The sequence below is a fragment of the Bacillota bacterium genome, from assembly GCA_029961055.1.
Lineage (GTDB): Bacteria > Bacillota > Sulfobacillia > JAIMAT01 > JAIMAT01 > JAIMAT01.
Map to the genome: position 1 here is coordinate 110,277 of JASBVM010000004.1, position 25,248 is coordinate 135,524.

Sequence of the window (25,248 nt, forward strand, 5' to 3'; positions counted from 1 at the left end):
GTGCCAAGGCACCGCGCCCGTCTCGTCTCTTCCGCCGTTCCGCTGCCGCGGGGTGGTCGGCCGCCGGCCCGCGCCGGCGGCCAGGCTCAGGCCGTACGCCGGTCCGCCTGCCCCAGCGCCTCGAGGACGGCCGCGGGGTGGAAGGGGATGCGCTCCAGGCGGACGCCCACCGCATCCTCCAACGCGTTGGCCAGCGCCGCCGCCACGGGGATGGCGGGCGGCTCGCCGACCCCTTTGGCACCGAAGGGGCCGTCCGGGGCGGGGACCTCCACCAGCTCCGCCTCGATGGGCGGGACGTCGGAGACGGTGGGCAGGCGGTAGTCGGCCAGGTTGGCGTCGGCCAGCTGGCCCGACTCGTCCCAGATCAGCTCCTCCAGGAAGGCGCGCCCGATCCCCTGCGTCACGCCGCCCCGGATCTGCCCGACCACCTCGGCGGGGTTGATCGCCCGCCCCACGTCCTGAACGGCCAGGTAGCCGGTCACCCTGAGCTGGCCGGTCTCGCGGTCCACGTGGACACGGGCCAGATGGACGGCGAAGCCCGGCGCGGAGGAGCGCTGCGCCACCCGGCCGTGGCCGTAGATGGGGGCGTACCGACTGCCGAACCGGGTGGTGAGCCGCGCCAGCTCGGCCAGGGTCACGGAGCGGGAGGGCACGCCCTTGACCGAGACGCGGCCGTCGCGCAGCTCCAGGTCCTCGGGCGCGGCCTCCAGCCGCTCGGCCGCCAGCTCGAGCACCTGGCGCCGGGCGTCCTCGGCGGCGCGCTGGACCGCGGGTCCGATGGTGTAGATGGTCTTGCTTCCTCCGGCGGAGCCGCCGAAGGGCGAGCTGTCCGTGTCCCGGTTGACGACCTGGACGCGCTCGGGGGGCAGGCCGAAGATCTCGGCCGCGATCATGGCCAGCGAGGTGGCCGAGCCGGTGATGTCGACGGCGCCCACCTGGACGGTGAGGGTGCCGTCGGGGTCGAGGCGGCAGCCGGCCGCCGCCGGTTCCAGGCCGCCCGGCCAGCCGCCCACCGCCAGCCCCCAGCCCTCGTCGGGCCCGGCAGGCTTCTCCTGCCAGAGCGGATGCTCGCGCACCCGCTCCAGGCACTCCACCAGCCCCAGGCGGGGCCAGGACCGGCCGTCGGGGCGGGGATCGCCCTCGCGGGCCGCGTTCTGCAGACGGAACTCGAGCGGGTCGAGGCCGAGGCGCCGGGCGAGCCGGTCCATGTGCGACTCCAGGGCGAAGTAAGCCTGCGGCGCGCCGGGCCCCCTGTACGCCCCGGCGGGGCTCTTGTGGGTGAGCACCTCGTAGCCGACGATCTCCAGGTGGGGCACCCGGTAGGTGCCTCCCAGGAGAAGGGCGGCGATGCCCACCGGCGAGCCGGGTTCGGCGCCGGTGTCGAAGACCAGCCGGGCCTGAAGCGCGGTCAGGCTGCCGTCGCGCCGGGCGCCCATCTTCAGGCGGATGACCGCCGCCGGCGCCGGGCGGCTGACCAGGAAGTCCTGGACGCGATCCAGGACCAGGCGGACGGTGCGGCCCAGGCGGCGCGCCACGGCACCGGCCAGCGGCTCGAGAAGCATGAACTTGCCGCCGAAGGCGCCACCCACCGTCGTCGGCACCACGCGGATCCGGTGCTCCTCCAGGCCCAGCGTCTGGGCCGTGCCGTGACGGGTGTCGAAGGAGCCCTGGGTCGAGGTCCACAGGGTGAGGGAACCGTCGGGGCCGGGCTCCGCCACCACGCCGTGCGTCTCGATGTGGCCCTGGTGGACGGCGCCGGCGCGGTAGGTGGCCTCGATCACCGCGTCGGCCTGGGCGAAGCCGGCTGCGACGTCGCCGCGGCGGAAGTGGACCATGTCGCTGACGTTCTGCGGGCGGGGCTCGTCCTGGGCGCTGGCCGTCGCCGCCCCGTGCGCCGCCATCGCCTCCGAGGCATGGTCCTCCGGGAGGCGACGCACGAGGGGGGCGTCCGGGAGCATCGCCTGCTCGGGATCGAGGACCGCCGGGAGCGGCTCGTACTCCACCTGGACCCGCTCGGCCGCGTCCTCGGCCAGGGCTTCGCTCTCGGCCACCACCACGGCCACGGGGTGGCCGACGTAGAAGACCTCGTCCTCCGCCAGCAGGGCGGTGGGCTCCAGATCGGCGGCGGTCAGGACCGCCACCACGCCGGTCGTCTGAAGGGCGCCGGTCGCGTCGATGCGGACGATGCGGGCGTGGGGGTGGGGGCTGAGCACCAGCCGCGCGTGCAGCAGGTGGGCCGGGCGCAGGTCGGCGACGTAGCGCGCGGAGCCGCGCAGTTTCTCCGGCCCGTCCAGCCGTGGCTGCGACTTCCCGATCACCTGATAGGCGGGCTCTCGAGAGGACACGCTGACGGATCGCTCCCTTCCCGGGCGGGTCGGGAGGCGGGGACACCCCGCCTCCCCCCTCCCCGCCCTCGAACCCTAAGGATACGGCAGTTTCGACCAAGCCGGGGAGGGCATGGCGGCGGGAGCCCCGGTGCCCGCCGGCGAGCCGGCCGGCTTCAGCCGCCGCCGTCCCGGGCGGGTCCCGGGCCGGATGCCGCTTGCGGGCGGCCCAGCGCATGCCCGCGCCGCCAGCCGGCCACCTCGGCGCCTGCCACGGCCGCCAGCCCTGCCGCAGCGGCCGCCAGGAGTGCGGGCAGAAGCCAGAAGGCGACGGCCGCCGGGCCGGGAAGGCCGGCCAGGGCCATCACGACCTGGCTCTGCTGCCAGCCGCCCGCCGCCAGCAGCGCGCGCAGGTCGAAGGCGACCCAGGCGGCGAGGACGGCGGTGAAGGCTGTCCATCCTCGTCGCCCCGGCGGATCGAGCCAGGCGAAGAGAAGCGCCGCCGCCGGCGCGCCCAGCCACCAGAGGCCGGCCGCCAGGCCGGCGGAGGCCAGGAGTGCGGTGAGAAGGCCGGCGGCGGCGAGCCGCCACCTCCCGGCCGGGCGCTCCGGCGCGCCGGCCTGAGGGGCCGCCGCCGGGGCAGGATCCGTCTTCGACATCACTTGCCACCCCCCGCTGGTTCGAACCGGCTGACGGCCACCGCCCAACCACCCGCCTCCAGCATGGGCTGGCCGGGGAAGCGCAGTTCCTTGTACCGGTGGCCGGTCCAGAGCGGCAACTGGTCGGCGTAGTGCGGGCTGGTGGGGTCACCCGACTCGCCGCCGGGGAAGATGCCCCAGGAGTGGCCCAGGTCGGCGAGGTCGGCGATCATCCGCCAGCTGGGGCCGTGCGTCGAGGGTTCGCCGCCCGAGACGTCGACGGTGAAGGCGTCGCCCCCCGTGGGGAAGGGACCGCGGCCCAGGGCGGGGCGCTGGGTGAGGGAGGGGATGAGGCGCCTGTGCAGATCGCCCCACCGCCATCGAGCCGGGTTGTCGCCCAGCTTGGCGCGGAGATCGGCCACCGCCTCGCCCAGCGCCTGGAGCATCACTTCCTCGCGGCTCCGGTCCGTCTGCTGGACCGGGTCGAAGAACCAGGAGCGATCCGAGCCGGCCGGGTAGGCGACGGACTTGTACAGGGCCGACCCCGCGGGGGCGGTGGTCATCACCTCCAGCGCCTGCAGGAGCGACGCCCTCCAGCCCGACTGGGCGGGCTGGAACCCCTTCAGGCGGAAGTCGGGGAAGCGTTCCAAGCCGGCTTGCTCCCACCAGGGTCCGAAGGTGTCCTCCAGGTAATGGCTCAGCCAGCTCCACCAGATGGCCGGCGCCGCCTGGTCCTCGGCCATCCGGCCGTCCCAGCGCTGCAGCAGGTCCGCCGACTGGCGGAGCTCGGGGGAGCTCGCCGGGCTCGCCCGCACCGCGGCCACCAGGACGGGGACCAGGCGGAGTGCCAGGCTGTCCACCCGGGAGGACTGCAGCTCGGCCATCCGTTCCCGGGTGAGCGGGCGGTGGGCCGGGTCGCCCAGCCAGGCGTGGACCGTGGCCGCGCGGTAGCCCGCGTCGAAGCCGCTCTCGGTGGTGCCGATGTAATAGGGGTAGTCGGGGCCGACCTCGCGCTGGTTGGAGGTGAAGGCGAAGTGGCTCGCGGGGTTGGCCACCTGTGGCACCCGCTCGTAGGGGATCAGCCCCTGCCAGTCGTGCCGCGGGTCGCTCCCGTCCAGGGGCAGCCAGGGCTGGCCCCCTTCCACCAGCGGGTAGTAACCGGCGGAGAGGATGCCGATGTCGCCCTGCGTGGTGGCGTAGGCGAAGTTCTGGGTGGGGCTGCCCCAGCGCCGGAGCGCCGCCCGCACGCCCGTGGCGTTCTGCGCCCGCATCAGGGCGTCGAGCGCGGCGAAATCGTCCGAGAAGAGGTTCCCCGTCCAGGCCAGGCTGACCACCCGGCCGGGGAGCGGCGGGAAGCCCGGCAGATCGGCCGGGAGCACCGGTCCATGGACGGTCCAGCGGAGGGTGAAGCGTTCGGGCGCCCGTCCCTTCACCGGGATCTCCAGGGTCCGGGTGGCGAAGCGGAGCCAGCGGCCGCCGTGGAGGTAGAGGCCCGGGTGGGCCGGATCGGTGGTCTCTACGTAGTAGAAGGACTGCTGGTTCTGCACGTTGGTCAGGCTCCAGGCGACGTTCCGGTTGTGCCCGATGATCACCCCCGGCGTCCCCGGGATGCTCACCCCGTAGACGTGGAGGTCCGGAGCCTCCAGGTGGATCTCGTACCAGATCGAAGGAAGGGTGAGGGCCAGGTGCGGATCGCCGGCCAGGAGCGGCTTCCCGGTCGCGGTCAGCGTCCCGTCCACCACCCAGTTGTTGCTGTCGGAGAGGCCGCTGGCCAGCGAACCGGTGACGGGTCCGCCGGCCAGGGCGTTCCGGACGGCACGGTCCAGGGCCAGCCAGTCCACCGCCTCGGGGGAGGGGGGCAGGGCGGCGCCCGGCGTCGCCTCGACCAGCCGGCTGGCCAGCGGCGCCCGGGCGCTGAGGCCGCCCACCCCGGCACCCGGGGCGAAGGGCAGGAGCACCCGCTCCAGCGCCGCCCGGTCCGGCGGCGTGGCCGGCGGGTAGGGCCCAGGGTCGTAAGGGAACTGGGGGTTGACGGCGGTGGCGCGGAAGAGCGCATTCGCCCGCTCCGCTCCCAGCCGGGCGGTGATGGCCGCCCGCTCCAGCGGGGAGGTGCTGAAGGCGAGGTCCTCGGCCATGAAGCCCTGGACCACCAGGCTGTCCGCCACGGTCCAGGGCGCCGGGCGGAAGCGGAGCAGCCCGAAGAGGGCCGGCAGCCGGCCCTGGTCCGAAGCCTCGCGGATCCAGGCGTTGACGCCCTGCGCGTAGGCTTCCATCTCCGCGTGGATGCGCGGCTCCTCGCGGGCGATCCGTTCCGCCGAAGCCTGGGCGGTCGGCCAGAGCCCCAGCGTCAGCTGGAACCGGTCACTGGGCAGGGCTGCCGGGCCCAGGATCTCGGCGAGACGCCCCTTGCTCTGCCGCCGGAGGAGCTCCATCTCCAGGAGCCGCTCCCGCCCGGTCAGGTATCCCTGGGCGAAGAAGAGGTCGTGATCGTTCTGCGCGAAGATGTGGGGCACGCCCCAGCGGTCGAAGTCGACGGTGACCGGCGCCTGCAGGCCGGCGATCCGGAGCCTCTCCGGCACGGGCCGCCAGGAACCGGCGAAGACGCCGCGGGTCGGCTCGAAGGTCGGTCCCAGCGGCGGCAAAGGGCCCAGGGGCAGGAAGAGGGCGACGACCAGCAGCGACGACAGGACCGCGGCGCCCAGCCCCCTGCCCAGGGAAGCTCGCATGTTCTCCCTCCCGCGAAAGGCATTCTCCGCACGCGGGAGGGCACCTGCGGGGGGCGGGGACCGGGCGCCCCGGGGCGATCAGGCCCGGCGCACTTCCACCCGGGCGTCCAGCTCCGACGCCCCGCCGCCGATCGGGTCCTGCAGGTTCATCCCCAGGAGGGGATCCACCGGCTGGAGCCAGTTCGGGTTCCAGCCCTCTCCCCGGCCGGGCGCGTAACCGCTCTCCTCGTGCATCGGCTGGTCCAGGCGGAAGGAGGTGTGGCCGTACGGCCGGACCGCCGGGACGAGACGGCCGTCGATCTCCAGCGGCCGGCTCCCGTAGGCGGTGTGACCGAAGTTGTAGGAGGCGCCCACCACCCCCGGGCGGATCCCCTCGGTCAGGTGGGCGCGGGCGCGGGCGCGGCCGGACGCCGCCTCCACCCAGACCCAGTCGCCCTCGCGGATTCCCCGGACCTCGGCGTCGCGCGGGTGGATCCAGAGGAGGTCCTCGCCCCGGATCTCGCGCAGCCAGGCGTCCGCGATGGTCCGGTGGGTGCCGGCGTTCCGCGCCTTCCAGTTGATCAGCTGGAGCGGGCGCGGGTCGTCCACTTCCTGCCCGTCGAAGCGCCGGACCGGTTCCAGCCGCGGCAGGCCGTCGAAGGGCTCGCCCGTCACGGGGTGGGTGAGCGCGGCCACGCCCGCGTCGTAGAAGTTGGCCTGGCCACCGAAGCGGTAGCGGAGCCACTCGCCCTCGTACTCGTTCCCCGGCGCCTCGAAGCGGCCGCCCCGGTTGAGCACGTAGACCACCTTCGGCCACTCCTCCGGCTTGACGGCGCGCCGCCAGGCGGCCGCGTCCCACGTCCGCCCCAGGGCGAGGAGGCGGGCGCGCTCGAAGGCGGCTTCCTCCTCCTCGTCGGCGTCCGGGACCGGTTCCCCGTCGAAGGCGAGGTTGGCCGCCACCTTGAGATAGAAATCCTCGGCCCGGTCCAGCGGCTCGCCGCCCGGGAAGGCCCGCGGACCCACGCCGGGCAGCCCCATCCGCTTGAAGAGCTCGATCAGCACGTCCTGGAGGTCCCGCGGCCCCTCGGGGTCGGGGAAGACCCGCGTCACCGGCTGCTGGATGTGGCTGAAGCGGGTGCGCAGGACCGGGTAGATGTGCTCCAGCCCCCAGCGCTCCAGGTAGCTGACGTCGGGCAGAAGGAAGTCGGCGAACTGGCTGGACTCCGCCACCTCCAGGTCGAAGGCGACCACCAGCGGCAGCTTCTCGGGCGAGCGGAGCACCTCCTCCTGCAGCTGCGGGGCGGGGTCGGAGGCGAGCGGCGAGTGCCGGTAGAGGAAGAGCGCCTTCAGCGGGTAAGGGTAGCCCGCCCCCGCGCTGGGGAGGACCTCCTGGCAGAGGTTGCCGCTGAACGGGTACCAGTAACGCCGGGCCGGCCCTTCCCGGGAGAGCGAGACCTTGCGGTAGTCGGTCTGCTGGCGCGTCACCGGCACACCCCAGGCCTGGTGACCGCCCGGCACGTTCAAGAGGTCGTAGCGCCCCTGGACGTCGTGGAACTGGGCGCCCGCGTTCATGTCGCCACCCTTCCAGTCGTGGTTGCCCACCAGGTGGTTGAGGGCGTTGATGGCGCGGAGCGTGTAGTAGCCGTTGGTGTGCATCGCCGGTCCGCGGTAGGCGAGGAGGGCGACGCGCTTGCCGTGCGAGGTCCACTCCCGGGCCAGCTGCTCCAGGAGGTCGAGGGGCACACCGGCCAGATCCGCGTACTCCTGGAGGCTCTTCTCCATCAGCCGCTCCCGGTAGAGGTCGAAGACGGAGCGGACGGGGATGCCGGCCACCTCCGCGTCGACGAAGAGCTCGCCCTCCGGGGCCTGCTTCGCCGGCAGCGGCTTGCCCTGCCAGAGGACCACCGGGCCGTCGGCCTCGGAGCCGGCGGGCGCGAGTCCGATCTCCGACGCCTTGAGCAGCGGCCGCTCCGGGCGGTCGAGCCGGACGAGGAAGGTGGCGTCGCTCCAGGTGGGCTCGCCGTCAGCCGCGGCGGCCCTGGCGTTGGGATTTGTCAGGTAGCGGCGGTCGTAGCGCCCCTTCTCCACGATCCAGCGTGCCATGCCCAGCGCCAGCGCGGCGTCGGCGCCGGGGCGGACCGGCACCCACCAGTCGGCCTTCTGCGCGGTGGCGGAGAGGCGGGGGTCGACCACCGCCATCTTCATGCCCCGCGCCAGGGCGTTGGTCAGCATGGGCGCCAGGTAGACCGGTCCCTTGTTGGCCACGGCGGGGTTGGAGCCCCAGACGATGAGGAAGTCGCAGTGCTCCAGATCCGCGTAGAGCCGGTCCTTCTTGGTCTTGCCCTGGTGCGAGCGGCGGGTGCCGATGACGCCGCTGACGCCGCAGACGCCGCCGTGGTTGAAGAAGTTGACCGAGCCCAGCGTGCGGTTCCAGAGACGCTGGCCGACGAAGGTGGTGCGGTCGCCGCCGATGCAGGCGATCTGGTTGGCCTTGGGCCCCAGGTCGGGGTGGCGCGGATCGATGAGCGTCTCCCGGTACTTGGCCTCGAACTCGGCCTGGCTCATCTCGCCGCCCCGGACCCGGGCCAGGTCGGCCTTCACCTGCTCCTCGGGGACGAAGGCCCAGAGCTGGCGGAGACCGGGCGTGCCGAGCCTGGGGCTGCCGTCGAGGATCTCGCGGATCGCTTCCTCCCAGGTGACGCTCTCCCAGCGGCCGCTTCCCCGGGGTCCCACGCGGCGGAGCGGCCGGGTGACGCGGTGCAGGTCGAAGGCGGTCTGGATCCCCGCCTGGCCCTTGAGGCAGGCGCGTCCCCCGCGGCCGGCGTGGCTCGTCACCGCCATGCGCATGGTCCCGTGCCGCGCCACCTGCTGGGCCGGCGTCGTGTACGGGGCCGGCCCGTAGGGGACGGTGTTGATCGGGCTGTAAGGATTGCCGGAGATCTTCCGGACGAAGGAGGTCGGGTCCTGGGCCGAGCGGCCCGGCACCTCGGTGAGCAGCGCCTTGATGGAACAGAGCGAGTTGCACTGGACGCAGGTGGTGTAGATCACCCGCGAGGCGTCGTAATCCTCGGAGAAGTCGCCCACGCCGTGCGACGCGCCGCCGGCCAGCCAGCGCTGGATCGTCCGCCAGCCGACCGACCCTCCGGCGGAGGCGACGAGGAAGGTGCCGACCGCCGCGCTGGTTCCCAGGAACTGGCGCCTGGTCTGTTTCATACCTGTTCACCCCCGTCGGTCTCGGCCGCCTCGGCGGCGGGCGCGGGCTCCAGGGGCAGCAGCGTGGCCGCCCCCGTGTACAGCCAGAGGGCCACGGCGAAGACACCGGCGGCCATCAGCCACTCGAAGAGGTTGGGTGCGTAGAAGCTCCAGGGCAGCCCGGGCATCACCGGCGGGATGAGGGCGGGGACGACGATGTTGACGCGGACCCCGACGATGCCTGCCAGCACCAAAAGGGCGGCCAGCGGCTGGAGCCGCCGGTCGTGCCGGCGCCAGGAGCGAACCATGAGCAAGATGGGAAGGATGGCCCCCACCGTCAGCTGGAGCCCCCAGAACGTCCACGCGAAGGGCCCCAGGAACTGGGCGGTCAGGATCTCCAGCTCGTGCGGGCCGGCGTCGTAGACGGCTACCACGTACTCGAAGACCTGGAGCATCCAGTCCAGGGTCAGCAAGGCCACCAGGAACTTCGAGAGGCTGTCCATGAGCTCCGGGTCGGCGGGCCGGCCCGAGACGCGCTCTCGGGTCCAGTAGAGCAGCAGCGCCAGGGCCGCACCCGAGGTGATGGCGGAGACGACGAAGATGACCGGGAAGATACCGGTGTTCCAGGCCGGACGGGCTCGGGCGGCGGCGAAGAGGAGGCCGGTGCCGCCGTGGACGCCGAAGACGGCCAGCGGGATGCCGACGATGCCGAGGATCTTGCGGATGCGGCGGTCGCGCCGTTCGGCGGCCTCGCTCAGATCGCGCGAACCGAGGCGCAGCCAGGCGGCCACGCGTGCCCGCCAGCCGCTCCCCTGGGCGGCGCGGATCAGATCGGTCCGCATGGAGAAGTAGAGCTCTGCCGCCAGCAGGGCAATGTACAGGACGTAGAAGCGGATCTCCCAGGCCAGGACGCTGCGCGGGTTCCAGAAGATCCAGGCGTTCAAGGCCCGCTCGGGATGGCCCAGGTCTAACCAGACGAAGAGCATGCCGATCATCATGGACAGGATGGCGGCCAGCAGGGCGTCCCGGCCGACCGGCTGGAACTGCTCCTGCCCGAAGACGTGGACGAGGCTCGAGAGGAGGAAGGCGCCGGCGGACAGCCCCAGGAAGAAGATATAGAGGGCGATCCACAACCCCCACGGCGTCCAGCTGCTCAGCTGGGTGAGGGCGAGCCCGCCCACGAGCGAGTGGGCGATCATGCCCAAGGTCGCGAACCCGGCCAGCGTGAGCGGCGCGAACCAGGCGAGGGCCGCCTTCCGCGATGGCCAGGTGATGCCGTACCGGTCGGCCGGCAAGCCACCTGTCCACTCGTCGGGCAGCGGTCGGACCCGAGGCAGGTCCAGCGTCTTCTCCGACATGCGGCACTCCCCCTCGGCGGAAGTCAGCGCAGGTAGTAGACACGCGGCTCGGTGCCGAGCTCCTCCCGCAGCCGGAAGGCGCGCGGGCTGGAGGCCAGGCGTGCCACCAGGCTGTCGGGGTCGTCCAGGTCGCCGAAGTAGCGGGCGTCGGCGATGCACGCCTCCACGCAGGCCGGCTCCTCGCCCCTCTCCAGGCGGTGGAGGCAGAAGCTGCACTTGCGGACGTTGCCCACGGGGGACTGACCGGCTTCCCGCTCTCCTCTCGGGACGCCGTACTCCGGCGCCTGCACCAGGTTGAAACCCAGCATCTCGTCGCCCTGGCCCTCGCCGTATCCCTCGCCGAAGTCGAAACTGCGCGCCCCGTAGGGGCAGGCGACGATGCAGTAGCGGCAGCCGATGCAGCGCTCGTAGTCGATGGCGACGATCCCGTTCTCCAGCTTGTAGGTGGCGCCCACCGGACAGACCCAGATGCAGGGGGCGTTGTCGCACTGCATGCAGGGCCTGGGAAGGTTGACATGACCCGTGTTGGGGAAGGTGCCGCTCTCGTATTCGAGCACCACGTTGTAACTGACGCCGGGCGGGGTCCGGTTCTCGGCCTTGCAGGCGACGGTGCAGGTGTCGCAGCCGACGCATTTTTGAAGATCGATCACCATGCCCCAGCGGGGCCCCTTCCTCTCCTGGGGCGCCGGCTGGGGCAGCTCCCGCCCGAACTCGCGCTGCACCGCCCCGTTCCACCGTGCCCGGAAGGTCGCTCCGTCCAGTTCGCCGCGGGCCACCTTCTGGGCGTCGGCGGCCATGGCCAGTCCCAGCGCCACGTCATGGCCGCCGGGCGACAGCACCGACTCGGGATCCGGCAGCGAGCGGACGACCGCCTCGTCTGCCCCGGGTTCACGCGCCACCTGAGCCACCCCTTCGTCTACACGGCATCGTGTCGTGTAATCGGCGAGGGAAGCGTAGCGAGCACGACGTGACGTCGTGTATCGCCCGGTGGAGGTATCTTCACAATTGGAAAGATTGAGAGGAACAAAACGATTCACCGGTCGGTGAGTAACGAGAAGAAGTGCGGTTGCACCCTGAACGGGAAGGTGAATCCTTGCGGCTCGCGTTGGCCGAGAACGGGATCAGCCGATCCAGGCGGCGAAGGTGGTGCAGCGGATCAGGAGCACCGCCGCCAGCGGCAGAAAGGCGAGCAGGCTGGCCAGCAAGAGCCCGGCGCTGTTCGAGAGCCAGTGGACCGGCAGGTGCCGGCCGGCCCGGCCTTGGCCCGCTTCGATCAGGTGCCACAGGCGGAGATTCTCCCTGGCCGAGACCGGCCTAGCCGGCCTCCGGCGGGCGGCGAAGGGTGAGACCAGCGCCTCCGCCTCGGCGGCCGCAGCCTGCGGTGGCGCTCCCGGGGTCTCGATCAGCGCGGCCAGCGCCTCCAGCAGATCGGAGGGGCGGCTGCCGGCGGCCAGGGCCGCTTCGTCGGCCGCCGTCTCGCGCAGCTCCTCCAGGCGGCCAGCGGCATAGCCCAGGAGGGGGACGTAGGGGAAGGAGCGCTGCAGGACCGCCTCCAGCAACCGGTGGAGCGGGTCGCGGTGGCGGACGTGGTCGAGTTCGTGGCGGAGCACGGCGAGGAGTGGCTCGTCGTCCAGCCGCGCCAGCGACGGCGAGAGAAAGACCCCCGGTCGCAGGAGGCCGAGCGTGAAGGCCTCGGGCGTCGTGGGTCGGGCCAGCACGTGAAGGACGGAGCGCTCCTGCGGGAGCAGCCGCCCGTCGCGCGCCAGGCGGTCGAGGCGGACCGCCAGCCCGGTCCCGCCGCCGTCGAGTCCGATCCGCTCGACCAGCCCGCGCCGGAGGGCGCGGACCCGCCGGACGCCCAGGGCGACGCCGAGCAGCGTCACGGCGGAGCTGGCGCCCAGGGCCGTCACCAGCGCCAGGAAGAGGAGCTGCGGCAGCACCAGGGAGCAGGTGGGACAGACGCCGCCCTTCGGGATGAGGGAGCGGATCTCGACCTCGTAGACGGCGGAGGCGAGCAGGAGAACGACCAGCTGCACCAGCGCGAAGGTGCCCCAGGAGGCCAGGCGGCGATAGGCCATGGGCTTCATCCCTCCCGGGAGTCCGAGGAAGCCTCCCTGTGGCGGATCAGCTCGGCCAGGCGGCGAAGATAGGCGGGATCGGCGTCGGCGGCGGCGTCGACAAACCCGGCCAGCGCCAGCGGCCCCATCTCCGCCAGCAGCGACTCCATCTGCTGGTAGGAGCTGCGTCCGAGATACTCCCGCCGGCTCAGCGCGGGCTGGTACAGGTAGCGGCGCCGCTTGCCGCTCCGCCGCAGCAGCCCCTTCTCCACCAGCCGGTTCATCACCGTCATCACGGTGTTGAAGGTGACCGGGTGGTCCGGACCGAGCGCCTCCAGCACCTCGCGGATGCTGAGCGGCCGGTCCGCATCCCAGAGCCGATCCAGCACGGCCCGTTCCAGCGGGCCGACACCGGGCACCTTCGCCGGTTTCGCTTCCATGCCTCTACACTACGGCAGGGCGTGGAGCCGTTCCCTCGCCCGGACGGGCGATCTGCGAGAGGAGGCGCGGGTGGAGGCGGGGAATGGCGAGGACGACGAGGGGGAGGAGCGATTGGAGCGCGAGGAGGCGGCAAAGGCTGCGGGTCGCCCGCTTCGCTATGCGGTGGTGGGGCTGGGCGGCATCGCCCGCACGCACCTGGCCGGCTTGCAGGCGGCGCCGCTGGTCCGGCCCGGCGTGCTCCCCGCGGTCGAGCTGGCCGCGGCGGTCGTGGGCGCCGGGCACGCGGCGGAGGCGGAGAGGCTCGGCTTCCAGCAGGTGCAGGTGGTGGAGGAGCCGCGGGGTCCGGCGGAGGTCGCCCGGGCGGTGCGGGCGCTGGCGGGGAGGGTCGACTTCCTGGACGTCTGCCTGCCCAACGGGCTGCACGCGGCGGCGGCGGGGGCGGCCTGGGAGTCGGGCATGGCCGTCTACTGCGAGAAGCCGCTCACCGCCGACCTGGCGGAGGCGCGGGCGCTGGCCGAGCGGGTCCGCGGCGGCGGGGGCGGCGCGGCTCCCGGGAGGCCCTTCGGCCTGGCGTACAACCTCCGCTTCGACCCCAACCTGGCGCTGCTCCGGGCGCTCCTGGCCGGGGGGCTTTTGGGGGAGCCGCTCCACTTCCGCCTGCGGATGCTCCACGGCGGGTACCTCGATCCGGGCCGGCCCATCAGCTGGAAGTTCGAGCCGGCGCTCGCCCGGGGCGGCGCCCTGGTCGACCTCGGCTCGCACCTCCTCGACCTGGTGGGCTATCTCTTCGCCCCCCTCGGCGAGGGGGGAGAGGTCCGCCGGGTGCGGGCACGGCTTCGCACCTTCGCCGCCTCCCGCGCGGGCTCGCTCCTGGGAAGCGGCGGGCACCCCATCGACGACTGGGCGGAGGTCGCGCTCACGCTGGCCGGCGGGGCGGAGGGGACGGTCGAGGTCTCGCGGGTGGCCGACGGGGGCGAGGGGACCCGGGTGGAGGTGTACGGGAGCGGCGGCTCGGCCCGGATCGACCTGGAGGCGGGTCGTCTCGACCTGCGCCTGCACGCCGGCGGCCTCCACCTGCACGGCCGTGCGGGCGAGCTGGCCCGCCGGGTCGAGACGCGCCTGGGGGAGGAGGAGCCGTTCCGCTGGTACCGCCGGGTCGAGGCTCTCCTCCCCCCGCCGGCGCGGAGCCTGGGCAGGATGGTGGACACCCACCTGGCCTCGCTGGCCTTCTGGCTCGAAGCGGCGGAGGAGGCCCGCCACCAGCGGCCCTGGAGCGGCGACGCCGCCGGCCTGGAGGCCGGCTTGGCGGTGGAGGGACTGCTGGAGGGGATCCGGCAGGCGGCGGAGGACGAGGGGTGAACCGGCGGCTCGGCGGCCTGCTGATGGCCGTGGCCGCAGGTCTCCTCTGGGGGCTCTCGGGCACGGCGGCGCAGTGGTTGATGCAGCACGGCGGGCTCCGCCCCACCGGCCTGGTGGTCTTCCGCATGGGAAGCTCGGGGCCGCTGCTCCTGGCCGCGGTGGCCCTGGGAGCGCGCATCCGCCGCCGCGGGTCGCGCCGGGGGCTGCCGCCGGCCGTGCTGCTCGTCGCGCCGTGGCGGGCGAGAGGGGACCGGTGGCGTCTTCTCCTCTTCTCCCTCTTCGGCTTCGCCGCCGTCCAGGCCACCTACCTGGCGGCCATCGACGCCGGCAACGCGGCCACCGCCACCTTTCTCCAGTACCTGGCCCCCGGGGTGGTGGTCCTCTGGGAGGCCTGGAGAGAGCGGCGCCTGCCGGAGCCGCGCTTCCAGGCAGCGCTCGCCCTGGGGCTGGCGGGGACCTTCCTCCTGGCCACGGGCGGAGGGAGCGCCTTCGCCCTGACGCCGGCGGCGCTCGCCTGGGGGCTGCTCTCCGCCCTGGCGCTCGCCTTCTACACCGTCTACCCGGCGCCGCTCCTGACCCGTTATGGCACCCCCCTGGTCACCGGCTGGGCGATGGCGGCGGGTGCGCTCGCCCTCCTGCCGTGGACGCCGGCCGAGGCGCCGCTCTGGGTCCGTGCGCTGGCCTCCGGCGAGTCCTGGGCCGTGGCCGGCCTCCTCGCCTTCGTCGCCGTGGGCGGCACGCTGGTCCCGTTCACCCTGTACCTGGCCTCGCTCCGCAGCCTGAAGCCGTCGGAGACGAGCCTGGCAGCGTCGGTGGAGCCGCTGGCCGCCACGCTGGCGGCCGGTCTCTGGCTCGGTGTCCGGCTCAGCCCGCTGCAGGAGCTGGGGGCCGCCGCCGTCCTGGCCATGGTGGTGCTGGTCACCCGGACCCGCGCGGCCGGCGCGCCCGAGCGCCCGGCCGGCGACGCGGGCGTGGCATGATGGGAGCGAGAGAGCGGCTGGGGGCGGGAAGGAGGATGTCCGGGATGGCGGGGGCCGACGGTCGTACGGTGGCCGAGCGCTTCCGGGAGATCGCGGATCTGATGGAGCTGCTGGGGCACGACGTGCACAAGGCGCCGGCCTACCGCCGCGCCGCGGCGGCGGTCGAGCGGCGCGCCTCCGAGCTGCCGGCGCTGGTGGCGGCGGGCCGCGCCGGCGAGATCCCGGGCATCGGCCCGGCCCTGGCCAGGAAGGCGGCGGACATCCTGGCCACCGGCACCTGCGACCTGCTGGAACGGCTGAGGGCCCAGGTGCCGGCCGGTGTCCGCAGGCTCCTCGAGCTGCGGGGTCTGGGCCCGCGCACGGTGGCCGCGCTCTGGAAGGCCGGTATCGACGGCCCGGAACTCCTGGCGGAGGCGGCGGCGGGCGGCCGGCTGCGCGCCCTTCCCGGCTTCGGCCCCCAGCGGGAGCGGGCGCTCCTGGAGGCGCTCCGCCTCTCCCGGCCCCGGCGCGGGCTCTGGCTGGGCGAGGCCTGGGCCCTGGCGCGCCGGCTGACGGCCCAGCTGGAGGAGCAGCCCGGCGTCCTGCGGGTGGCCTGGGCGGGCGCCCTCCGGCGGGCCGCCCAGGAGGTGGAGCGGTTGGACCTGGTGGTCGTGCTGGAGGAGGCTGCGCCGCCGCAGGAGGCGGAGGGCTCCTCCCCCGAGGCGGTGCTGCCCGAGCGCCTGCGCAGCCTCGCCGGAGAGGCGGGCGAGACGGCAGGCCTGCCGGTCGTCCTCCACCCCGCCACCGCCTCCACGTTCGGTGCCGTCCTGCTGGCGGCCACCGGGGACGCCGCCCACCTGGAGGCGCTCCGGTCCCGGCTCCGCGACCGGGGGCTGGAGCTGGGAGACCGGGGGCTGCGCCGCGGGGGCCGACCGCTGGAGACGCCGGAGGAGGCCGATGCCTACGCGGCGCTGGGCCTTCCCTGGATCCCGCCCGAGCTGCGGGAGCGCCCCGACGTGGTGGAGCGGGCGGAGAAGGGGCGGCTGCCCCGCCTGATCGAGGCCGCCGACCTCCAGGGCGATCTCCACGTGCACACCGACTGGTCGGATGGGCGCGCCTCGCTGGAGGGCATGGTGGAGGCGGCGGAGGCGAGGGGCTACCGCTACGTGGCCATCACCGACCACTCGCCCTCGCTCCGCATCGCCCATGGGCTCGAGCCCGCACGCCTCCAGGCCCAGTGGGAGGAGATCGCCCGGGTCCAGGAGCGCCACCCCGGCATCCGCATCCTGCGCGGGGCGGAGGTGGACATCCTGGCCGACGGCCTCCTCGACGAGGGGGAGGAAGCGCTGGCCGGCCTGGAGTGGGTGAACGCCTCCATCCACTCCCACTTCGGCGGCGACGCCGCGCAGCAGAACCGCCGCCTGCGGCGGGCGATGGAGGAGCCGGCCACCTGCGCCGTCGGCCATCCCAGCGGCCGCCGCCTGGGCCTGCGGGCCCCCTACGCCCTCGACCCCGAGCGCCTCATCGCCGACGCGCTGGAGTCGGGCGTGGCCCTGGAGGTGAACGCCTCGCCCGAGCGGCTCGACCTGAGCTGGGAGTGGGCGGAGGTCGCCCACCGGGCGGGCGTTCCGCTCATCCTCTCCAGCGACGCCCACTCGCCGGAAGGGCTCGCTTCGCTGGAGCTGGGCGTCCGCTGGGCGCGGCGGGCGGCTCTGGGCCCGGACGCCTTTCTCAACGCGCAGCCGCTGGAGGCCGTCCTGGCTCACATGGCCAGGCGCCGCTGACTCCCGTGTAGAATCGGATGCGGTGAGGCGATGAACATCAGCCCAGGGAGCGAGGAAGAACGGCTGGTGGAGGAGGCGGGCCGCGTCTACCGGGCGCTGGCCGACCCCATGCGGCTGCGCATCCTCCGCATGCTGGCGGACGACGGCGAGCTCGGCTGCGCGGCCATCGCGGAGCGGCTCGGCTTCAGCCGGCCGACCCTCTCGCACCATACGCGCATCCTGGCGGAGGCGAGCCTGATCGATGTCCGCCGGGAGGGGCGCTACCGCTATTACCGGCTCCGCCGCTCGACGCTGGAGCGGTACGCGCCCGCGCTGCTGGAGCCAGGGGAGGCGGATGCGGGTGGGGATGGCGACGCATGACGGCGGTGCCGGCGCCGGCGGGGCCCTCGGCCTTCCTCACATGGAGCGGCTCTGGGCCTCCATCGCACCCGTCTGGGAGGCGATCCGCCGCCATCCCTTCCTGGCCGGTCTCGCCGAAGGAAGCCTGAGCCGGGAGCGCTTCCTTTTCTTCGTCATCCAGGACGCGCTCTACCTCCGGGAGTACGCGCGGGCGCTCAGCCTGGCCGCGGCCAAGGCGCCCGACGAGCCGTCGATCGCGCTCTTCGCCCGCAGCGCCATCGATGTGGTGGAGGGGGAGCGGCAGCTGCACGACTTCTACTTCCGGGCTTTCGGCCTCACGCCGGAGCAGGTCGCCGCGACCCCGCCGGCGCCCACCAATCTGCTCTACACGCGCTACCTGATCTCGGTCGCTTACGAGCGACCGTTCCACGAGGTCATGGGTGCGCTCCTCCCCTGCTTCTGGATCTACCAGCGGACCGGGGAGGAGCTGCTGGCGCGGGGCTCGCCCGACGCGCTCTACCGGCGCTGGATCGAGACCTACGGGGGCGAGGAGTACGGCCGGACCGTCCGCCGGGTGCTGGAGCTGGCCGAGCGGGTGACGGCCGCCCTGGACGAGCCCCGGCGGGAGGCGCTCGGCCGGCACTTCGTCACCACCAGCCGGCTGGAGTGGATGTTCTGGGAGATGGCCTGGCGGCAGGAGTCGTGGCCCGTCTGACACCCCCTCCGGCCGGAGGCCCGGTACCCACCCTGCGGAAAGAAAGGGGCAGGTCGAAGAGATGTCGTCCTCGTCGCAGGAGCCCGTGAGGCTGGTCCTCTATACCCTGGGACCCTGTCTGGCGTCCACACAGCTGCGCGAATACCTCCAGCTGAAAAAGCTGGCGTACGAGGAGCGGAACATCCAGGAGCGGCCCGCCTGGGGCCGCGAACTCCGCCAGCGCCTGGGCTACGTGACCGCGCCCGTCCTTCTGGTGGGCGAGGAGGCGGTCTTCGGCTTCGACGTCCCCCGCCTGGAGCGCCTCCTTCTGCCCCGCCCCCGCCTCGACTGACGCTTCGTCCGCAGCGAACCCTCAAAGCGCGCGCCTGCCGGCCCGAAACATCCAAGGGGTGCTCGTGTGGCGACGGATCTCATCGACCAGCTGCTCGACGAGCCCGGCCGTCTGCGGCTCGTCTACCAGCCTCTGGTCCGGCTGGCGGACAAGCGGGTGGTCGGCCTGGAGACCCTGGTCCGGGGTCCGGCCGGAAGCGAGCTGGAGAGCCCGCAGGCCCTCTTCCGCGAGGCGCGGCTGCGCGGCCTGGCGGAGGAGCTGGACCGGGTGATCGTGGAGCGGGCGGTCCGGGAGGCGGGCGCCAGGCTCGGCGGGCGGGGCGGCTTCCTGACCGTCAACGTGGAGCCGAGGACGCTGATCCGTCGCCGTTCGCGCGAGGCCGTGCTCGCCGCCCTGCGGCGCTCCCCCGAGGTGCAGCTGGTGGTGGAGATCACCGAGCGGTCGGCGGCCGGGGGCCTCAGCGAGGCGGTCCAGGCGCTTCGCGCGGAAGCCCCGCGCGTCCGCGTCGCCCTGGACGACCTGGGCGTCCAGGGAACCAACCTGAGCCGGCTGATCGAGGTCCGGCCGGACCTGCTCAAGCTGGACCTGCTGATGGTTCGGAACCTGGACCAGGACTGGGCGCGGCGGAGCCTGGTGGCCAGTCTGGTGGCCTATGGCCGCGAGACCGGGACCATCCTCGTGGCGGAGGGCATCGAGCGGCCCGCCGAGCTGCTCGTCGTCCAGCAACTGGGGGTGGAGATGGCACAGGGCTTCCTCCTGGCGTACCCGCTCCCCCTGGACCAGGCGGTGGGGCTGGTCGACGGCGGCCTCCCCTGGCCCGCGTCGCCTGGCGTGCCGGAAAGGGCGGGCGACTCGGAGCCCGTCGATCTCGGCCGCTTGGAGGGACCCCTGAAGGAGCGCCTCCGCGCGCAGATGAACCCGGGCTCGGCGCTTTTCTGGCGGTTGGGGGAGGGCGAGCCGGAGCTCATCGAGGGGCGGCTGGCAGAGGCGCTCAGGGAGAGCCTCCGGCTGGCCCTCGACACCGGGCGGGAGCGGGGGGACGCGCGCCTGCTGCCGGTGGAGGCGGCGGTACCGCGGAGCCTGGATCGCCTGGGCCCGGCGGAGCTGGCGGAGTGGTCGCTCTGTCTGGTGAGGGCTGCCGAGCAGGCGGAGCTGCCGCCCTCCCTGGTGGACCGGATCGGGCAGGCCGCTCTCCGCTGGACCCGCCAGCGGGTGGAGCGACTGGAGCAGGAGGCGCGCCGCGGATCGCGGGCCGACGCCCTGACGGGACTGGAGAACCGGTTGGGGCTGGAGCTCTGGCTGACCCGGCGGCTGGCGGCGCGGAGAAGCCGGGGCGGGCTGGCGGCGGCGGGGTCCGAGGGCGGGCTCTCCGCCCTGGCCGTGCAGGTGGTGGGTCTCGACGAGTTTACACGACTCCACGGTTGGGAGGCCCGGGACGAACTCCAAGTGCGGGTCGGGGTGGCACTCCACCGCCTCGCCGGTCGGCACCGGGGGGTGGCGGCGCGCTGGGACGGCGACGTCTTCCTGCTCCTGGTCCCCCTCGCGGGAGAAGGAAGGCTGCGTGCCGTGCAGGAGGAGGTCCGGGAGGAGCTGGCCCGGTCGATCGCCGCCCTCCATCCCGAATGGCGGCTGGCGACGAGGATGGCCGCGATCTCCTCGAGCGGCAGGAACGAGCAACGGTTGATCGGAGGCCTCCTCCAGGCCCTCCTGGTCGCCGAGGCGACCCTCCTGGAGGAGGGGGGAGCCGCCGCGCCGGGCGAGGGCGAAGAGAGATCGCCCGCCTGAAGCCGGAGTCCCGGCACCCTTCCTCGCTGCCTTCCCCCGGGTCCCGGTTCCCGTGCCCCATCGCGCGAAAGTCATATGGCCATCTCCAAATACTGGCGTTCGGCACGAATCTCTTAGCGGGGTCTCAGCTTTTGTTAGCAGGCGCGCGAGAGAGCTGTGCCAGGCTGCCGGGGGGAGAGCGGAGCGCCTGCGAGGTGCTCCCCTTCGGAGCAGACGGCAGGCCATCGCCGGAGAGGGGGAAGCCGTGTGGACGGATGCAGGTCGGCGGCGCACGGCGAGGGCATCTGCTCGCCCTTTCGCCGCGCCGCTCAGCTTCTGGGGCGTCGCTGGACGGCGGAGATCATCGCGCGGTTGCTGCCCGGACCTCACCGTTTCCGCGACATCCGGCGCGGGGTGCCCGGCCTCAGCGACCGGCTCCTCTCCCAGCGCCTGAAGGAGCTGGAAGAGGAGGGACTGGTGACCCGGAAGGTGGACGCTTCCGCCCGGCCGGTCCAGGTGGCGTACGGGTTGACCGAGCGGGGCCAGCAGCTGGTGACCGCCCTGGACGCCCTCCACGAGTGGGCGCACCAGTGGCTTTGATCCGGCCGGCGAGAGACCGGGAAGGCCCCGCCGGGCGACGGGGTCTTCCCTGACAGCGCGCAGGCGCCCGGATCGGTGCCGGCCTTGCGGGCGGCTCAGACCACCACGACCAGACCCGCCATGGCGACGGGGAACTCGCTGGAGTCCTGGTGCGGCTTGGCCTGCTTCGTCTTCGGGTCCAGGTCGGCGTGGACGTTGCAGTAGTAGTAGTACGCCCCCGGCTTGGAGAAGACGTGCGTCACCGACTGGCTGGCGGACACCGGCAGCATGAAGGAGTTGTCCGCTGCGACCACCGCGTGGGCATCGGAGTCGCCGTTGTGCCAGGTGACCTGACCGCCCTGCTTGACGACCACCACGTACGGTTCGAAGGCGTCCTTCCCCGGGATCTCCACCGTGACGCTCTGCTGGGCCGCGTCGCTGAGCTCGGGCCCCTGGACGATGACGAAACCTTCCATGGCCACGGGATAGACGCTGGAGTCCTTGTGCGGTTTGACCCGCTTGAGGGCGGCATCGTAGTCGGCGTGAACGTTGCAGTAGTAGTTGTAGACTCCCGCCTTGGAAAACTTGAACGAGGCGGCCTGCTTGGCCGCCAGGGTGAGCATCAGGTCGGCCGGTGCGCCGGGGACGTTGACGACGGCGTGCGCGTCCGAGTCCTGGTTGTTCCACTCGACGGAATCTCCCGCGTTGGCCAGTACGATGAAGGGATCGAAATAGTCCTCGCCGGGGATGGTGACCGTGATCGTCTTGGGCGCTCCGCCCGAGGAGACGGCCGCCCCCTTCTCGGAGCCCTGGCTCCCCTGCTTCGGGTTGGCCGGGATGCTGCCGCAGGCCGCCAGGAGAGTGAGCGCGGGCACGGCCAGACCCAGGCTGGCCAGGAACTGGCGGCGGCTGACGCTCACCCCCGGGCGCCAGCGGACGGGCGAAATCGACGAACCCAGTCGCTCGGCCACGCTTGTCCCGGGGAGCGAGCCGCTTGACGAAACCATGCCGAGGTTTTCACTCCTTTCGCGGGTTGATGACACCGACGAACGGTCGCCGGAGACGGCGGACACTCCAGCAACCTGCAGGGGCATCATATTCCTCGCTTAGATAAGCTACAAGTTGTGAAAGTAGGCACTTGACAGGTGTGCAGCTCCCGCCGGCTGCCGTCCTTTGGACGGGCCTCAGACGCTGACGGGCGGGCGGGAGGCGGCGAAGCCGAGCTCGTGCAGCAGCTCGCGGGCCACCTCCGCATCCTGGAAGGGGACCGCCCCGTCTGCGCCCACCAGGGTGCGTTCGTGCCCCTTCCCGGCGATGAAGAGGAGGTCGCCCGGCTGCGCTTCCTCCAGGGCGCGGCGGATGGCCTCGCGGCGGTCGAGGATGATCTCGTAGGGCGGGTAGTCCGGGACGCTGAGGAAGCCCAGCTCGATCTCCCGGGCGATGACGGCGGGATCCTCGTGGTGCGGGTTGTCCGAGGTGATGACCGCGAAGTCGGCGCGCTCGGCGACCGCTCGTCCCATCAGCGGCCGCTTTCCCGGATCCTTCCCGCCCTCGGCGCCGAAGACGATGAGGCGCCGGCCGCCGCCGGCCGGCTCGAGCGACAGCAACGCCTCCAGCGCCGCCGGGTTGTGGGCGAAGTCGACCAGCACCTGGAAGGGCTGGCCCGCCTCCACGCTCTCCACCCTGCCTTCCAGCGGATGGACGTCGGACAGCGCCCGGGCGATCGCCTCCGGGGGGAAACCGGCCAGGAGCGCGGCGCCGGCCGCGGCCAGAGCGTTGGCCATGTTGAAGGCGCCGGGCAGCGCCATCTCCGCGCTCAGGACGCCGCGGGGCGAAGCGGCCCGCTCGCGACCCGCCAGCTCGGGAGGAAGCTCCCAGCGCATGGTCACCCGCACCCTCCCCGGTGCCGCGCGCCCGGCTTCCTCGAGCCAGAGGTGCGCGGGCCGCCGCAGGCCGTAGAGCAGGATGGGAGCCCGGACCTGCCGCGCGATCCACGGCGTGCTGGGGTCTTCGGCGTTGAGGACCGCGCCCAGGGAGGGGCTGCCCCCTTGCCGGCCTGCCTCGGTGAAGAGGCGGAGCTTCGCCGCGCGGTAGCGCTCGAAGTCGCCGTGGAAGTCCAGGTGGTCGCGGCGGATCTGGGAGAGGACCGCCACGTCGACCGGCGTCCCCTCCAGCCGGTGGAGAGCCAGGCCGTGCGACGAGGCTTCGAGGCTGGCCCACCGGTCGCCCAGCGCCACCGCCTCCGCCAGCAGCTCCTGGAGGTCGGCGCTCTCGGGGGTGGTCATGCCGGGCCCGCGCAGGCGGTGTCCGCCTACCCAGGCCCCGAGGGTGCCGACGACGGCGGTGGGCTCGCCCGCCGCCCGGGCACAGGCGGCGAAGAGGTGGGCGATCGTGGTCTTCCCGTTGGTGCCGGTGACCGCAGCCACGCGGAGATGGCGCGCCGGCCCGCCCCAGTAGGCGGCCGCCAGACGCCCCAGCGCCGCCCGGGTGTCCCGCACCCGGAGCTGGGGGAGGGGCAACGGCAGGAAGTGATCCACCAGGAGGGCGACGGCGCCGTGCTCCATCGCCTCGCGGGCGTACTCGTGGCCGTCCGCCCGCAGGCCCCGCAGGCAGGCGAAGAGTGTCCCCGGACCGGCCAGCCGGGAGTCGTAGCCGATCTGTCGTACCGGCGTCAACGGGTCGCCCTGCAGGTCGGCGGCGACAGCCCGGGCCAGCTGTCCGAGAGGCAGGAGATGCTGCATCGGCGGTCTCGACTCCCCCGCGGTGGTCTGTCAGAAAGTCTAACCGCGAACGAGCCTCCGCACGCGCGGGCTTTGAAGAGGCTCTTGACGGCCACTATCTGACACAGATAACCTGTTGGAAACCGGCGCCGTGTAAGATAAGCCGAATAACATGACAAAGAACGGTGCACAGAGCCGGACAGCAGCGTAAAGGAGGTCGGGGAGATGCGGCATCCTGAGCATCCCGGGGCCGTGGGCCGCGCGCGGCGCGCGTGGGCCACCTGGGGAAGGGGAGCCACGCGGGTGCTCCTGGGGCTGGCGGTGGTGCTGGTCGTGGCCAGCCTCTTCGTCGCCCCGGCCTTCGCGGCGGGGGACCCCAACGGCGCGGCGACGGGCGGCATCGGCGACGTGCCGGCCGCCCGCGCGGGTGCGCCCACGCTTCGCGAGGTGGCCCAGGCCACGGGCCACGACACGGTGGGCATCAACTTCGTCTGGACGCTGGTGACGGGCTTCCTGGTCTTCTTCATGCAGGCGGGCTTCGCGCTGGTGGAGACCGGCTTCACCAGAGCCAAGAACGCCGCCCACACCATCGCCATGAACCTGATGGTCTTCCTGGTGGGGGCCATCGGCTACTGGCTGGTCGGTTTCGCCATCCAGTTCGGCGGCGTGGGCCACGTGGCCGCGCTGGGCGGCACGCCGCCGCTGAGCGCCGAATGGGCTCCGGGCGGGTGGGGCCTCTTCGGCCATCACGGCTTCCTTCTGAGCAGCGGCGGCGCCTACGACGTCGGGGTCTTCGCGCTCTTCCTCTTCCAGATGGTCTTCATGGACACCGCGGTCACCATCCCCACCGGAGCCATGGCCGAGCGGGTCAAGTTCGCGGCGGTCGTCGCCTCGTCGTTCTTCATCTCCATGGTGCTCTATCCGTTCTTCGGCAACTGGGTCTGGGGCGGCGGCTGGCTGGCCCAGCTGGGCACCCGCCTGGGGCTGGGCCACGGGGTGGTCGACTTCGCCGGCTCGGGCGTGGTCCACGCCATCGGAGGCGCGGCCGGCCTGGCCGGAGCGCTGGTGCTCGGACCGCGTATCGGACGCTACGGCCGCGACGGCAAGCCGCGGCCGATGCCCGGCCACGACATCCCCATGGCCATCCTGGGGACGATCATCCTCTTCTTCGGCTGGTTCGGCTTCAACCCCGGCAGCACCCTGGCGGGCACCGACCTCCGCATCTCCGTGGTGGCGGTCAACACCATGATGGCCGGGGCCGTAGGCGGCTTCGTGGCCATGGTCTACGCCTGGATCCGGACCGGGAAGCCGGATCCGGGCATGATGGCCAACGGCGTCCTGGCCGGCCTGGTGGCCATCACCGCGCCCAGCGCCTTCGTCAACTCGGTGGCGGCGGTGCTGATCGGCGCGGTCGCCGGCGTCCTGGTCTACGAGTCGATGGGGTTCTTCGATCGGATCCACGTGGACGACCCGGTGGGCGCCATCAGCGTCCACTTTGTCAACGGGATCTGGGGCGTGCTCTCCGTGGGCCTCTTCGCCGACGGCACTTACGGAATCGGCTGGAACGGCGTCGGGACCAGCGCCGCCCGGGGTGTGGCAGGGCTCTTCTACGGCGATCCGAGCCAGCTGCTGGCGCAGCTGGTGGACGTGGCGGTGATCGTGGTCTGGGGCTTCGGGCTCTCCTACGCCTTCTTCCGCGCGCTGGACGCCCTGATGGGGATCCGGGTCAGCCAGGAGGTGGAGCTGGGCGGCCTCGACCTGCCGGAGATGGGTGCCCTCGCCTATCCGGACTTCGTGCTCCGCTCCGAGGCGGAGGCCGAGGCCGCGTTCGGCCGGGGCCGCCTGGAGGTGGAGGCGCCGCGGTATGCCGGGGGGGCCGGAGCGTCGCCCACGACGTCCGGCTGAGGGAGACGGGAGCGGTCCGGGCCGGGCCTCCGCCCGGTCCGGGCAGAAGGTGGCACCGGCGGAGGCCGGCTCCCCCTC

At 73.1% G+C, this 25,248-nt stretch carries 19 protein-coding genes; 9 read left to right on the plus strand and 10 right to left on the minus strand.

Annotated features, from left to right (window positions below; genetic code table 11):
* Nucleotides 1-86 precede the first annotated feature (86 nt).
* From QJR14_01545 to QJR14_01580, 8 genes are all read right to left on the minus strand, one after another.
* Entirely contained in the window at nucleotides 87-2,345 is a 2,259-nt protein-coding gene (locus QJR14_01545) for a xanthine dehydrogenase family protein molybdopterin-binding subunit (protein ID MDI3316304.1), read from the minus strand.
* Nucleotides 2,346-2,500: 155 nt separating this feature from the next.
* On the minus strand, nucleotides 2,501-2,983 hold the full coding sequence (locus QJR14_01550; GenBank protein MDI3316305.1) for a hypothetical protein: 483 nt from the start codon (nucleotides 2,981-2,983) through the stop codon (nucleotides 2,501-2,503).
* Nucleotides 2,983-5,688, minus strand: a complete 2,706-nt coding sequence (locus QJR14_01555; GenBank protein MDI3316306.1) for a penicillin acylase family protein — start codon at nucleotides 5,686-5,688, stop codon at nucleotides 2,983-2,985. Before QJR14_01555 ends, QJR14_01550 begins: the two co-directional genes overlap by 1 nt.
* 78 nt (nucleotides 5,689-5,766) lie before the next feature.
* Entirely contained in the window at nucleotides 5,767-8,880 is a 3,114-nt protein-coding gene (locus QJR14_01560; protein ID MDI3316307.1) for a molybdopterin-dependent oxidoreductase, read from the minus strand.
* Complete coding sequence (gene nrfD / locus QJR14_01565; GenBank protein MDI3316308.1) at nucleotides 8,877-10,217, minus strand: polysulfide reductase NrfD; 1,341 nt, start codon at nucleotides 10,215-10,217, stop codon at nucleotides 8,877-8,879. The genes QJR14_01560 and nrfD overlap by 4 nt, the downstream gene beginning before the upstream one ends.
* Nucleotides 10,218-10,240: 23 nt before the next feature.
* Nucleotides 10,241-11,074 carry a 4Fe-4S dicluster domain-containing protein gene (locus QJR14_01570; protein ID MDI3316309.1) on the minus strand — a complete coding sequence of 278 codons (834 nt, stop codon included), beginning with the start codon at nucleotides 11,072-11,074 and terminating at the stop codon, nucleotides 10,241-10,243.
* 264 nt (nucleotides 11,075-11,338) lie between these two features.
* Nucleotides 11,339-12,295 (minus strand): M56 family metallopeptidase, encoded by a 957-nt coding sequence (locus tag QJR14_01575; GenBank protein MDI3316310.1) that lies wholly within the window; start codon nucleotides 12,293-12,295, stop codon nucleotides 11,339-11,341.
* Between the two features lie 5 nt (nucleotides 12,296-12,300).
* Complete coding sequence (locus QJR14_01580) at nucleotides 12,301-12,693, minus strand: BlaI/MecI/CopY family transcriptional regulator (GenBank protein MDI3316311.1); 393 nt, start codon at nucleotides 12,691-12,693, stop codon at nucleotides 12,301-12,303.
* Nucleotides 12,694-12,784: 91 nt separating this feature from the next.
* Here QJR14_01580 and QJR14_01585 point away from each other — a divergent pair, with 91 nt between their 5' ends.
* The 8 genes from QJR14_01585 (at nucleotide 12,785) to QJR14_01620 (ending at nucleotide 20,566) form a co-directional block, all read left to right on the plus strand.
* Entirely contained in the window at nucleotides 12,785-14,074 is a 1,290-nt protein-coding gene (locus QJR14_01585) for a Gfo/Idh/MocA family oxidoreductase (GenBank protein ID MDI3316312.1), read from the plus strand.
* Nucleotides 14,071-15,054, plus strand: a complete 984-nt coding sequence (locus QJR14_01590) for an EamA family transporter (GenBank protein ID MDI3316313.1) — start codon at nucleotides 14,071-14,073, stop codon at nucleotides 15,052-15,054. Before QJR14_01585 ends, QJR14_01590 begins: the two co-directional genes overlap by 4 nt.
* A gap of 44 nt (nucleotides 15,055-15,098) precedes the next feature.
* Nucleotides 15,099-16,817, plus strand: coding sequence for a helix-hairpin-helix domain-containing protein (locus QJR14_01595; protein ID MDI3316314.1), 1,719 nt, complete (start codon nucleotides 15,099-15,101; stop codon nucleotides 16,815-16,817).
* Nucleotides 16,818-16,847: 30 nt separating this feature from the next.
* The gene (locus tag QJR14_01600; protein ID MDI3316315.1) at nucleotides 16,848-17,177 is read left to right on the plus strand and encodes a metalloregulator ArsR/SmtB family transcription factor; all 330 of its coding nucleotides are present in this window, start codon (nucleotides 16,848-16,850) and stop codon (nucleotides 17,175-17,177) included.
* Nucleotides 17,164-17,871: a thiaminase II gene (gene tenA, locus QJR14_01605; protein MDI3316316.1), complete on the plus strand. Its 708-nt coding sequence runs from the start codon at nucleotides 17,164-17,166 to the stop codon at nucleotides 17,869-17,871. Before QJR14_01600 ends, tenA begins: the two co-directional genes overlap by 14 nt.
* A 61-nt stretch (nucleotides 17,872-17,932) precedes the next feature.
* A complete protein-coding gene (locus QJR14_01610) occupies nucleotides 17,933-18,202 on the plus strand; it encodes a glutaredoxin family protein (GenBank protein MDI3316317.1) in 270 nt (89 codons plus the stop codon).
* A 66-nt stretch (nucleotides 18,203-18,268) separates the two neighbouring features.
* On the plus strand, nucleotides 18,269-19,987 hold the full coding sequence (locus tag QJR14_01615; GenBank protein ID MDI3316318.1) for an EAL domain-containing protein: 1,719 nt from the start codon (nucleotides 18,269-18,271) through the stop codon (nucleotides 19,985-19,987).
* 246 nt (nucleotides 19,988-20,233) lie between these two features.
* Nucleotides 20,234-20,566: a helix-turn-helix domain-containing protein gene (locus QJR14_01620; protein MDI3316319.1), complete on the plus strand. Its 333-nt coding sequence runs from the start codon at nucleotides 20,234-20,236 to the stop codon at nucleotides 20,564-20,566.
* A gap of 95 nt (nucleotides 20,567-20,661) precedes the next feature.
* Here QJR14_01620 and QJR14_01625 read toward each other — a convergent pair whose 3' ends face one another.
* Together QJR14_01625 and QJR14_01630 are read right to left on the minus strand one after the other, a co-directional pair.
* A complete protein-coding gene (locus QJR14_01625) occupies nucleotides 20,662-21,552 on the minus strand; it encodes a hypothetical protein (protein MDI3316320.1) in 891 nt (296 codons plus the stop codon).
* A gap of 177 nt (nucleotides 21,553-21,729) precedes the next feature.
* A complete protein-coding gene (locus QJR14_01630) occupies nucleotides 21,730-23,286 on the minus strand; it encodes a UDP-N-acetylmuramoyl-L-alanyl-D-glutamate--2,6-diaminopimelate ligase (protein MDI3316321.1) in 1,557 nt (518 codons plus the stop codon).
* A gap of 204 nt (nucleotides 23,287-23,490) precedes the next feature.
* On the opposite strand from QJR14_01630, the gene QJR14_01635 reads away from it, so the two are divergent.
* Nucleotides 23,491-25,170: an ammonium transporter gene (locus tag QJR14_01635; protein ID MDI3316322.1), complete on the plus strand. Its 1,680-nt coding sequence runs from the start codon at nucleotides 23,491-23,493 to the stop codon at nucleotides 25,168-25,170.
* Nucleotides 25,171-25,248: the final 78 nt, after the last annotated feature.